Consider the following 11,433-nt stretch of genomic DNA (forward strand, 5'->3'; position numbering starts at 1 on the left):
GTTTCGGGCATGAAAAAGCACGCTAAGTCATTGACTAAGCGGGCAAAATCTGTGGTGAGCGCGCTGGGACTCGAACCCAGGACCTACAGATTAAAAGTCCATTGCTCTGTGCTAGCCGGTCGCACCGACATGGCGCAGGCCGCCTGACCGTAACACTGCTCTCTCCAGTCCAGAGACGCGCTCGTCAGGGCCGAGATCCCCTGCCCCTCCGGCAATGAGCCCGCCACAGCCGCCTGAACCACGTCGGGGGCCAGAAACGCCAGGTTGAGCGTCATGCGCACCGAACGTTCGCTGCAGCCCTCCTGTCGCGCAATCTCGCCCGTGTCCTGCACGCGTCCAGTGAGCAGATCGTCCAGCCACAGGCGTGCCTTGGCAATCCCCTCCACAAGCCGCGCCCGCGTCTCGGAGCGCATCATAGGCCGCTCGTGACCGTTGCCTTCCGCCGGGATCACCGCACGTCGGCGCCGGCCTGCTTTGGCCAACCAGGGTACAAGAATGGGCTCAGGCTGCTCCTCCCCTCCGTTGTGCGCCAGAAGGTGAACGGCCAGCTGACCAGGCCGCACGACAACACGCCTGATCTGCGCTGCCAGGCTCACAGCATCAGAGCAAGCCGACGCGCCCTCCCCGCTCCCGCTGAGCGCGCAGAGCACAGCCTGCTCGATCTCCGGCGCAGGCACTCGCGCGACCGAGCCCGCCTCCTCGCGCCGGCCCTCCTGCAGCGCACGCGAGACGTAGTAGCGGTAGCGCAGGGCTCCTTTCTTCGCGCTGCTCGGCGTCATCCGATTGCCCCGGTCATCGTAGAGCAAGCCTTTCAGCAGCGAGCCTGTGTTGGCCCGCCCTGCCCCATCCGCCTGAGCCTTGGCCGAGAGCGCCGCCTGCACGTCCTCGAACAGCTCACGAGAAACGATCGCCTCATGCTCGCCCCTGTAGTGCTGGCCCTTGTGGATCACCTCGCCGATGTAGGTCCGATTTCGCAGCAGATAGCCAAGCGGGCCCTTGCTGAAGGGAAGGCCGCCCCGGCTGCTGCCGTCCCGCCGAGGCGAGACCTTCGTCAGCACACCGCGCTCGCGCAGATCGGCCGCGAGCGCGTTCAGACAGCCAAGCTCGAGATAGCGCGCGAAGATCGCCCGTACCTGCTCGGCCTCGACTGGATCGATGACAAGCTTCTTCTCGCGCACCGCGTAGCCGAACGGCACGGGGCCACCCATGCGCAGGCCCTTCTTCTTGGAGGCCGCGATCTTGTCGCGGATGCGCTCGGCCGTGACCTCCCGCTCGAACTGCGCAAACGACAGGAGCACGTTGAGCGTCAGTCGCCCCATGCTGGTCGTGGTGTTGAAGGCCTGCGTCACCGAGACGAACGAGACGCCGTGCGCGTCGAACAGCTCCACCAGCTTGGCAAAATCCGAGAGCGCCCGGGTGAGCCGGTCGACCTTGTAGACCACGATCACGTCGACGCGGCCTGCCTGCACCTCGGAAAGCAGCCGCTGCAGGGCTGGCCGCTCCAAGCTGCCGCCCGAGTAGCCGCCGTCGTCGTACGCGTCAGGCAGGAGCCGCCAGCCCTCGTGCGCTTGGCTCTTGACGTAGGCTTCGGCGGCCTCGCGCTGGTTGTCGAGCGAGTTGAATTCCTGCTCGAGGCCCTGCTCAGTGGATTTGCGCGTGTAGATTGCGCAGCGTAGCGCCTTGGCGGGTGCGATGCTCTTCACGACCGCCCTCCCCCGGTGGACATGCCAGGCTTGTCGCGCAGGCCGAAGAAGCGCGGCCCGTTCCAGCGCGTGCCAGTGATCGCGCGGGCCACCTCGGACAGGCTGGTGTAGGTGCCTCCCACCCAGGCAAAGCCCTCGGCCAGCACCGTGACGGTGTGCACCTGTCCCGCGTGCTCGCGCACCAGCAGCGTGCCGGGCCTGAGACCCGGACCTGGAGCGGGCGGAATGGTGGGGGCTGCCTTGGGCCTGCGGCTTCGCTCGTCAGCCGCACGCCGGCGCAGCCTCTCGCGAGCGAGGCGGTCGAGCAGGCGGGCGGTGTCACGATCGAGATCACCCAACTGCTTGGCCTGGAGCCGGTAGGCGAGCAGGCGCAGCAGCAGGGCCCGGGAGAGCTGGGGCGGAGGCGCGCTGCGCAGGCGCTGTCGCCAGCGGCTGCGCAGGGCAGCCAAGTCCAGCGTGGCGAGCGCGGCGATCTCCCGCTCAAGGTCAGATCCGGGCTGCAAGGCGACGGGTTGCGGAGTGGCGGGCATCGCTTGGCTCCTGACTCAGCTTGCCGCCTGCTCGGCTACGGCGGCTGTCGCTGCTGGCTCGGCCGCGAGGCGGTAGAACGTCTGGCTGTCCTCGTTCCTGTCGCGCGAGAGGCTGTAGCCGCGTTTGCGTAAGCCCGTGAGCGCGGCCCGTGTGGAGTGTGGCAGCCAGCCAGTGGCGCCGATCAGATCCTCCAGCGTGGCGCCCTGCTCCCGCCGCAGCAGCGCCAGCACGAGTGCCTGCTTCGTGCCTGGCCGCGGCTGCCCCTGGGCAGCGATGGATGGCTCCTCATCCGTAAGCGACGAGGCTGCTGACTCCGGAGCCTCAGGCCGAAGCTCAGCTAGGCCGGCCGGCGTGAGGCGCAGGCCAATGGGTCCGCTAGCCTCGTTGCCCCAGCAAGGCTGTTCGGCCGTGACCGTGACCAGCTCGGCGATCTCGAAGCGAATCAGTTTTGCCGCGAGGGCCTTGGCGGCCCGGGGGCTCAGCCCTTCGGGGCAGGCGAGCAGGTGATCCTCGCGGGCGGCTGCTGAGCGGAGCAGGGTGAGCTGTGTCGGGTGTAGACGCATGGTGGTCCTGCGATGGTTGGGACAGCTTGGGCTGCCACCACCGCAACCCTGCGGACCAGCATAGGTCAGCAGGGGATCTGAGCCGCCGCATCGGGCTGCTCGGGACGCCAGCATGTCCGCTCCGTTCGCAGCCGAAGTCCAGTCGAGAGTGCGGGCTGTGGACAACGAGCTGATTCGCCCCATCCCGCGAACGGCGTCTCGGAGAATTCGCAAACGAGTCTCCTGGCGCGCGGGCTCGGCGAGCATGGAAGATGCACGCGGTGGCGCCGAGAAAGGGCCCGCAAAGGCGCCCCAAACGGGCTACGCTGAAGGGGCGGAGAGCGGGCGCCAGAATGCCTGTTTTCGGCTAAGTACCTGAGATCACGATGATCTCTGGTGCGCTCGGAAACAATGCCGTTTGTGAGGAGTGGGTGGTGGTGCAGGCAGTCGGCTGAGAACCGGTCTCTGCCTCCCCTTCCCTGCTCTGAGGGAAATCTGCAGGGAAAATCGCATGCTCACGCTCGCCGATGCGAGCTGGAAGGAACCCGGCGCGCCCTACCCCGCAGACGATCCTACGTCAACATTCCTGCCATAGGCTTTTTAGCTTGACGGGCGTTGGGCCTGTGATAAGCGTGATCTCAGTGCCGGACGCTGATTCGGCGCACGTCCAGCAGCAGCACCCTCGGGAGCACTTTGCGGACGACCTTGGCTCCTTGCCGGGCCAGCCTCTCCTGTGACCGGAACGGTTGCAGGCGAACCGTTGCCGAGAACCGCTCGGCAACGGGGTCGATCCTCTGCTCTCGAAGGTACTCGCTATGTCCCCTCGCCTTTCCTCTGCTGCCCTCCACGCTTCCCATAGGCGCGCACCTCAGTCTGCCTTTCGCGGCCTGAAGCTTGCCGTGGCGTACTGTCCACTCGACAGCCTGCGCAGCTACCAGCGCAACGCCCGCACGCATTCCGAGCGCCAGATCGAGCAGATCGCCGAGTCCATCCGGGCATTCGGCTTCATCAGCCCAATCGTCGCGGACGAGACGGGCGAGATCATCGCGGGCCATGGCCGCCTCGCCGCGGCCCGCCTGCTCGGATCGTCCCAGGTGCCGGTGGTGCGGATCGAGCACCTGAGTGACGCTCAGAAGCGTGCCCTGCGCTTGGCCGATAACCGGCTCGCCGAGCTGGCCGGCTGGGATGAGACGCTGCTTGCCCTCGAGTTCAAGGACCTGCTCGCGGTTGAGCTGACCCTCGACATCGACTTCGATCTCGCGGTGACCGGGTTCTCCGCGCCGCAGGTCGATCGGCTCGTCGAGGCGGCTTCGGCCCCGACCAGTCGTGATGACGTGCTGCCAAATGAGAGCGAGACACTTCCCCGCGTCTCTCAGCTTGGCGATCTCTGGGCGCTGGGCGAGCACCGCATCCTGTGCGGCGATGCCCAGGATCGCGCCAGCTATGAGCAGTTGCTCGGACCTGAGCGGGCCACCATGGCGATTCACGACTTCCCGTACGATCTCAAAATCAGCGGGCATGTCGCCAAGCGGGGCCGCCACCGCGAGTTCGTCATGGGCAGCGGTGAGATGGGCGAACGCTTCACGCCTTTCCTGGCCGGCTGCCTGACCCACACCGCCGCTGTCCTGCGCCCCGGAGGGCTCGTCTACGGCTTCATGGACTGGCGGCACATGACCGAACTTGCGACAGCAGGGCGCGAGGCTGGCTTGGAGCTGAAGAACCTCTGCGTCTGGGACAAGGGCACGGGCGCGATGGGAAGCCTGTACCGGTCACAGCACGAGCTCGTCTTCCTCTTCAAGGAACCCTCGGGCGCGCACGTCAACAACGTCCAGCTCGGTAGGTTCGGGCGAAACCGCACGAACCTGTGGTCGTGTCCGGGGGCACCAAGCCTGAGGCGTGAGCTCGAGCTGCATCCCACGCCCAAGCCCGTCATCCTCATTGCCGAGGCGATCCGAGACGCCTCAAACCGCAACGACATTGTCCTGGACGCCTTCTCTGGCTCGGGTACCACAATCATCGCGGCAGCCAAGACGGGCCGGCGTGCCCGCGTACTGGAGCTTGACCCGGCTTACGTCGATGTCGCCATCCGGCGCTGGGAGAGCTGGGCGGGTGATCGCGCTGTTCACCTGGCGACCGGCCTGAGCTTCGAGGCGCTCGCCGCCGACCGTCAGGGTGGCTCCGGCGCTCCGCCGCCTCCTGCGCGCTCCACTGAGCTCTCGGTCCCAATGCGATCGCGCCAAACAGGCCGGAGGGCTGCGGCGACGGTGAGCGAGACGGCGCAGATCGCCCTCCCCCGTCAATCGTGATCGTGCAGGTTGGTGAGGACGACGGCGATGAGCAAGTCGAAGAACACGTCCCCTCTGGCGGGGCACCCCCCTGAGAGCTTCGAGATCGGGCGGGGCAGGCCACCTCGGCACACCCAGTTCAAGCCTGGCCAATCCGGCAATCCGGGCGGGCGCCGAAAGGGTAGCCGCAATCTCAAGACCGTGTTGGAGGCGGTCATGTCCAGCACCATCGAGATCTCCGAGAACGGCCGCAAGCGGCAGGTCTCGATCGCGGAAGCGCTGCTCAAGCGCCAAGTCCAAGAGGGGCTGCGCGGGCAGCTGCGCGCGATCGAGAATCTGCTCGACCGCTACGAGAAGTATGTCGAAGCGGAAGCCGAAGCGGAGGAGGAGATGCCCGCCGAGGATCAGGCGATTCTGGCGCGCGCGCTGGCCTCGCGCCGCCTGACGCCGTTCGCAGACCCCCCTGCAGATCGTCCGGATGAGGTCAGCTCCGCCCGGCAAGTCACCGGGAACGACGGCACAGACCAGAGAAAGCCAACCGATGGGGAGGCTGATGATGCGTGAGCCATCATCGCGCCTGCTCCGGGCTGCACTGCGCGAAGACCTCTCGTGCTTCGTCCAGAAAACCTTCTGCACGTTGGAGCCCGGCACAGACTACGAGCACAATTGGCACATCGATCATCTGTGCTGGCAGCTGACCCGGGTGGCACGCGGCGAGGTGCGCCGGCTCATCATCACCGTGCCGCCGCGCTCGATGAAGTCGATCACCGTCTCGGTTGGCTTCACGGCCTGGTTGCTCGGCCATGATCCGAGGCGGCGGATCATCTGTGTCTCGTACGCCGATGAACTCGCGCGTAAGCTCAGCGTCGACACCCGGATCGTGCTCGACAGCCCGTGGTACCGGAGGCTGTTTCCGCGCATGCGCCTGACGGCCAAGCGACCTCGTGCAGCCGAACTCGTCACGACCGAGCAGGGCTACCGCTTCGCGGCTGGGATGAGCGGCGCGGTTCTCGGCCGCGGGGCCGACCTCATCGTCATCGACGATCCGATCAAGGCGAGCGACGCCTTGTCCGAGAAGGAGCGGCGCCGGGTCAACGAGGCCTTCGACACGACGCTGTTCACCCGTCTGAACGATAAGCAGACCGGCGCGATCGTGATCGTCATGCAGCGTCTGCACGAGGATGATCTCGTCGGGCACGTGCTGGCGCGAGGCGATTGGGAGGTGGTCTCGTTGCCGGCCATCGCTACGGACGATCAGCATTATCAGCTGAGCGACGATCCGCGCGATCATTACGTGCGTCGCGCTGGTGACATTCTGCATCCGGCGCGCGAGCCGCACCAAGTCCTTGAGGAGATCCGCCGCGCCCAAGGCAGCCTGGTATTCTCGTCCCAGTATCAGCAAGCGCCGGTGCCGCCGCAGGGCAACATCGTCCGCCGGGAATGGCTGCGCAGCTACGCCCAGGCACCGGCCTCGTTCGATCTCCTGATCGCGAGCTGGGACACGGCCTCGACCTTGTCGGCGAGTTCAGACTATTCAGTCGGTTCGGTCTGGGGTGCGCGCGGCCTCGACTTCTATCTCCTCGAGGTTGTGCGCGGCCGCTACGAGGTACCCGAGCTGCGCCGTCAGGTCATCGACCTCGCCGAGCGGTGGCAGGTCAACCAGACGGTGATCGAGGACACCGACATTGGGCGCGCGATCACCCAAGATCTGCGGCGCACGGGATCCTATCGCACGATCCTGAAGCGCGCTCGCTTCGACAAGGAGGCCAGGTTCCTGGCGCAGTCGGCGCGGTTTGAGGCGGGTCAGGTGCACGTGCCCAAGGAGGCACCGTGGCTGGCTGCCTGGCTCGGCGAGCTTCTGGCCTTCCCGAGTGCGCGCCATGATGACCAGGTGGACTCGACGAGCCAGGCGCTGGATTACTTGTCCGCGCGCATGTTCCCGGTGGTGGCGGCGCGCCGGGTGCGCGAGCGTCCAAACGGGAATGAGCGCCCGGCGGGCTGCAGAATGGGGTCGCGGCAGGATGCCTGATGTATCGGTCGCGGGGAGCTTACGTTGGCTCAGTAGAGCCCATTTTGCGGTCTGGAATGGGACCGCTCAGGCCCGCTAAGCCGTTGAAATTGCGTGCCCCACCGCGACTACGGCCTGTGATCGCTTGAACCACCCGATGCGGTGAGCGTTTCGCCTCTCCTGGACGAGGAGGAGCGATGCTGTCGGACGCGCAATGGGCCGAGTTGGAGCCACTCGTTGAGGCATGTCGGCCGAAGGGCAAGACGCCGCCCCAGGATCTGCGCCGCACCGTCTCGGCCATCCTCTGGCGGCATCAGAACGGCGCCAAGTGGCGCGCCGTGCCAGCTGAACTCGGACCCTGGTGGCGTGCCGCTCAGGTCTTCATCCGGTGGGCACGTGCCGGCGTCTGGGAGCGGCTCCTCAGCCTTGTCCAAGAGCGCGGTGTGCAGCTCGGCATGGTGTTCCTCGACGGCACCAGCGTGCGCGCTCACCAGAAGGCGGCTGGAGCCGCGCGAAGGGGGGATCTCAAGCTGAGCGAGACCATCGTGAGGCGCTTGGCCGCTCTCGTGGCGGCTATGGGACCAAGGCTTGCGTGATCGCCGATGGCGCGGGTCGCGCCATCGCCTTCCGGATCGCGCCTGGGCAAGCGCATGAGCTGCCTCAGGCCATCCCGCTGCTCGATCAGCTGCCGGGCGTGCCGAGATGGGTGGTAGCCGACCGCGGCTACACCAGCCATCGCTTCCGCGAGCACATCTGGGGCATGGGGGCACGGCCTGCGATCCCGCCGCAGCGGCATGAGGCTCCTGTCGCTTGCCCGGAGTGGATCTACAACAACCGCAACCGGGTCGAGCGTCTCTGGGCGCGATTGAAGGAGTGGCGCGCTGTTGCCACGCGCTACGAGAAGACCGCCACCAGCTTCGCCGGTGTCCTCTGCCTTGCCGCCGCACTCGACTGGCTCAAGCCATAACAGGCCGTAGTGGCCTGAGTTAGAAATGTAAGTGCATTTGCGGGTCGTGGGAGCAGGCTGGACGCACCGAGCCAGGAGGTGCGCCATGTCGCGTGGACCGCAAGCTGTCGCTCTGAATGTGGTCCGGCGGGAGCGCACGACGCGTGTTGAGACGGTGCGGGACACGATCCGGCGGGATGAGGTCGAGATCTCGAACGCGAGCGGGCGCTCCGGCAACAGGCGGGCTGCCCTCGCCTACAGCCGCAAGTAGGTGCGGGCAGCCGACACAAGCGGGCTGCGGTCGCTGTACCGACCGCAGCCTTGCTCTTTGTGAGCTGACTCAAAGCCGTTCCGCATGATTAGGGTGTCACGGCTGGCGAGTGTAGGTCCTTATACCAGCGGGCGTCGATTGAGACTCACGGAGTTCGCAGTAGGCGGCGGGGCTTTGTCACGTTGTTGGACATGCTCGCAGGGAGACCCGTACTTGCCTTGCCAGTTTCAAGCGGCCACGCCAGCCGCACGGCGCCACGCCTCGAACGCCTCGACTCGGAACAGCCGGTGGGCGCGAGCCGATACAAGGTGACGGGGAACGGTGAAAGTGTTGTAGGTGGCTGCGTGTATCGAGAGAAAAAGCTGGGCTGAGCCCGGTGACTTGAAGCCTTGCTGCTTCCGTTCTCGCCGTCTCACCGGCAGATGCGAGCTCTCGGCCCGGTTGTTGGCCCGCTTGCGCTGGACATGAGCCGCCCTGTTCAGCTGCTGCTCTCGAAGCGCGGCACCATAGGACGGGCATTTGTCCGTAACCCACGTTTCCGGTGTCATGCCCTGCTTCTTCAGCAGCTTACGCATGAGCTTTTGGGCAGCGCACCTGTCGCGCTTGGCCTGGACCAACACGTCCAGCACCTCGCCTTCGGCATCAACGGCCCGCCAGAGATACATCTGCTTGCCGCCGATGCGGACGAACACCTCGTCGAGGTGCCAGCGCGCGTGCGGCTTTGGCCGCCGCGCCCGCAGCCCGCGGGCGATCAGCGGGCCGAAGGTCAGGACCCAGCGCCGGATGCTCTCGTACATGACGGTGATGCCGCGCTCGGCCAAGAGCTCCTCGACATCGCGGAAGCTGAGCGTGAAGCGCAGATACATCCAGACGGCGCGCTGGATGATGTCGGACGGGAAGCAGTAGCCGGAGTAGGAGAGCAGCCTCATGCGCCCGGCTACGATGCACGCTGGACCTCCGCAAGCCGGCGGGCGCGAACGTGACAAGCCCCGACCACAGGCTCTCGCCGCAGACATCTCCCCCCGTCCCGCAGCGCAGTCCGCGAGCGCGATTAGGCGTCACGCCCCTCGGCCTGAAGAGCCAACGATTGGGCGCGCATCCTCGATCTCCCGCAACGTGGCCTCGGCGCTGGTCGTGTCCTGCCCGATCTGTAAATGGACAGTATCGAGCTGAAATCACATCTTAGCTTTTATCACGTACTGGTTGAGAGGCTCGATCCCATCTTTACTAATTTACCTCCTTCTGGGGTTTCCGCTTCAATCGCGGCGTTTACGAACTTTGCCGCAAGACAGCGTAGAGCTGCGATGCGGCGATCGGACTCAAACCGCCCATTGGATCGAGAAGACGCTTTGATGTCGACGGCCGCGGTTTCGTCCGCGTCCTGTTCTAAGCGGACAGCCAAGCGCCGCAGGGACTCCGAAACCGTAAAACTCGACCTCGCATCCGCGGCAATGGTTGAAACTAAGTCCGACGCCGAGGGTTCTAGATCCATGCCCCAGCTCAGTTGGTAGTCCGTTGCCATAAGCCTGCTTCGCACGAACCATTGGAATTCAAGGCCGGTCAGTCTTGGGCCTGACATCGTATCCTCCTATCTATCGAGCGTCCTGCGTACAGGGGCACCTTGAGTCGGACACTGCTCAGCCCCATGTAAACATCTGCGCTGTCGCTTTGACGGGTCGCAGCGTGCCTTCGTCCGCCGTCACGCCCTCAGAGATCCTTTGAGATTCAACTTTCTCTCCGGCTAGGCTGCTGACCTGCTGCCAAGCCAGAACTTCACGCCTCCTCACGAATTTCAGATCCTGGTGAAGCTGCAGAATCTGATGGTTATTTTGTCTAAACTTAGCCTCAGGGCCCGATACAAAGCTTGTCCATGTCGGGTGAAGCTCGCCAAGCATAGTGACAGTCATCTCCGCCCAGTGAAGAAGAAATTCGTGCGCCAAGCGTGAAGACAACCGGCTTTGATTCTCGCAAAACTGATGGCCAATGACGCAACGATGTGCCCCCTATCCGTCATGGATGATATATTAAGGTACGTAGAGACCTGCCAGAAGCAAATCTGCGATCTTGTGGGAACCCGCTCAAGATGGGTCGTTTATGTCTGACCAGCAAAGACCACACTCATAATGCCCGGCATAACCTGACTGTTGACCGAAGAAGTAGCAATGCTCACGCATTATGCCTCCTTCGTCACATTTGCGGGCGCCACCGGCACTCCGAGCAGAATCCGAGATTTCACCAGCGCAGATCGAACCCAGTGATGAAGTACATTGAGGCGGGCCCGATAAGCGCGACCGCAACGAAGGTTTGATTGAGCCCGTCGCCCGTCAAAGCCGAAAAGTAAGTCCTAGCCATTCTGTCCTCCTGGTAAACGGTAAAGCTTGCTGCGCCGAAACGCCGCTTCGCGGCGCGCCTAGCGAGGGGCTCTCAGCGCCGCTGCGCCGCGTCGAGTTCCTGTGGGTCAACGGAAACGGCCTGCACGGATCCCGCCCTGCTATGCCGAGGCGGGCAATAGATGGTGGTAGCGACGCGGCGATAGGCCAAAAAGGATAGGCCTTCGAGCAGTTCCTCATCGGTGTCGACCGTGTAGGTTCCCGCCGGCTGCTGCTCATCGAGCGCGCTCAGTGTGAAAGGTAGGTCGAAGATCACAGTCTTGCGGATCGTGCGCATCTTAACCTCGGCCGCAGGTAAAGCGTTTTATTTTTCTAAAAACACCGTATCGCCGGGTGCAAAAAATTGCTATCATTATTAGAACTTATGAGGACTTAATTAAGTTCCCTCAAATCAATTGCTGAGATTGAAGCCGCTTAGATCTTGTTTTTCTGTCTGCTCGGCGCATCGAGGCCAGTGAGGCATGCGCTCCATGCTACGTAGCCTGACCGCGCTGGCAGCCGTCATCATCTTGACGGCTGCCGCATCACCGGATCACCAGCCGCCTCCGCAACGCAGTTCAGCAAAGATCAGCGAACCCTATCGCGATCCAGGCGACACGGCGGCTTCCGCAGACCCGACCAGGGCGGTCGCGACAGATGAGCGGAACCGTGTAGCGGGAGCGCAGAAAAGCCAGAGCGATGCCGCGTTCAAAAAGGTGCGGAATGAGGCCAGCGCTCGTGATCGTGCGTGGGATAATAAAATGAGGAGGACGATGAT

The 11,433-nt window shown here is 64.6% G+C and carries 12 protein-coding genes; 6 read left to right on the plus strand and 6 right to left on the minus strand.

Annotated features, from left to right (window positions below):
- Window positions 1-83: 83 nt before the first annotated feature.
- From WDW90_RS31300 to WDW90_RS31310, 3 genes are read right to left on the minus strand one after another with little or no spacing between them, the layout of a single operon-like run.
- Entirely contained in the window at window positions 84-1,703 is a 1,620-nt protein-coding gene (locus WDW90_RS31300) for a recombinase family protein (protein ID WP_336491456.1), read from the minus strand.
- Complete coding sequence (locus WDW90_RS31305) at window positions 1,700-2,233, minus strand: DUF2924 domain-containing protein (protein WP_336491458.1); 534 nt, start codon at window positions 2,231-2,233, stop codon at window positions 1,700-1,702. Before WDW90_RS31305 ends, WDW90_RS31300 begins: the two co-directional genes overlap by 4 nt.
- 15 nt (window positions 2,234-2,248) lie before the next feature.
- The gene (locus WDW90_RS31310) at window positions 2,249-2,797 is read right to left on the minus strand and encodes a DUF3489 domain-containing protein (protein ID WP_336491460.1); all 549 of its coding nucleotides are present in this window, start codon (window positions 2,795-2,797) and stop codon (window positions 2,249-2,251) included.
- An 878-nt stretch (window positions 2,798-3,675) separates the two neighbouring features.
- On the opposite strand from WDW90_RS31310, the gene WDW90_RS31315 reads away from it, so the two are divergent.
- From WDW90_RS31315 to WDW90_RS31335, 5 genes are all read left to right on the plus strand, one after another.
- Window positions 3,676-5,082, plus strand: coding sequence for a site-specific DNA-methyltransferase (locus tag WDW90_RS31315; RefSeq protein WP_336491461.1), 1,407 nt, complete (start codon window positions 3,676-3,678; stop codon window positions 5,080-5,082).
- Window positions 5,083-5,109: 27 nt separating this feature from the next.
- Window positions 5,110-5,625 carry a DUF5681 domain-containing protein gene (locus tag WDW90_RS31320; RefSeq protein ID WP_336491462.1) on the plus strand — a complete coding sequence of 172 codons (516 nt, stop codon included), beginning with the start codon at window positions 5,110-5,112 and terminating at the stop codon, window positions 5,623-5,625.
- Window positions 5,615-7,090 (plus strand): phage terminase large subunit, encoded by a 1,476-nt coding sequence (terL, locus tag WDW90_RS31325; RefSeq protein WP_336491463.1) that lies wholly within the window; start codon window positions 5,615-5,617, stop codon window positions 7,088-7,090. The genes WDW90_RS31320 and terL overlap by 11 nt, the downstream gene beginning before the upstream one ends.
- Before the next feature lie 176 nt (window positions 7,091-7,266).
- Window positions 7,267-8,036 (plus strand): IS5 family transposase gene (locus WDW90_RS31330; RefSeq protein ID WP_336491464.1). Its coding sequence is split into 2 segments (ribosomal slippage): window positions 7,267-7,582 and window positions 7,582-8,036, totalling 771 coding nucleotides; the frame shifts between segments, so codons are not numbered across the junction.
- 85 nt (window positions 8,037-8,121) lie between these two features.
- The gene (locus WDW90_RS31335; protein ID WP_336491466.1) at window positions 8,122-8,286 is read left to right on the plus strand and encodes a hypothetical protein; all 165 of its coding nucleotides are present in this window, start codon (window positions 8,122-8,124) and stop codon (window positions 8,284-8,286) included.
- A 227-nt stretch (window positions 8,287-8,513) separates the two neighbouring features.
- Here the strand turns inward: WDW90_RS31335 and WDW90_RS31340 are convergent, their stop codons facing one another.
- The 3 genes from WDW90_RS31340 to WDW90_RS31350 all read right to left on the minus strand — a co-directional run bounded on the left by WDW90_RS31340 (window position 8,514) and on the right by WDW90_RS31350 (window position 10,953).
- The gene (locus WDW90_RS31340) at window positions 8,514-9,215 is read right to left on the minus strand and encodes an IS6 family transposase (RefSeq protein ID WP_336491467.1); all 702 of its coding nucleotides are present in this window, start codon (window positions 9,213-9,215) and stop codon (window positions 8,514-8,516) included.
- 263 nt (window positions 9,216-9,478) lie between these two features.
- Window positions 9,479-9,808: a hypothetical protein gene (locus WDW90_RS31345; protein ID WP_336491468.1), complete on the minus strand. Its 330-nt coding sequence runs from the start codon at window positions 9,806-9,808 to the stop codon at window positions 9,479-9,481.
- 902 nt (window positions 9,809-10,710) lie between these two features.
- Window positions 10,711-10,953, minus strand: coding sequence for a hypothetical protein (locus WDW90_RS31350; RefSeq protein ID WP_336491469.1), 243 nt, complete (start codon window positions 10,951-10,953; stop codon window positions 10,711-10,713).
- Window positions 10,954-11,146: 193 nt separating this feature from the next.
- Between WDW90_RS31350 and WDW90_RS31355 the strand changes: the two genes are divergently transcribed.
- The coding region (locus WDW90_RS31355; RefSeq protein WP_336491470.1) for a hypothetical protein at window positions 11,147-11,433 on the plus strand (287 nt) is incomplete at its 3' end.

It is taken from the genome of Methylobacterium nigriterrae, assembly GCF_037106235.1.
Lineage (GTDB): Bacteria > Pseudomonadota > Alphaproteobacteria > Rhizobiales > Beijerinckiaceae > Methylobacterium > Methylobacterium nigriterrae.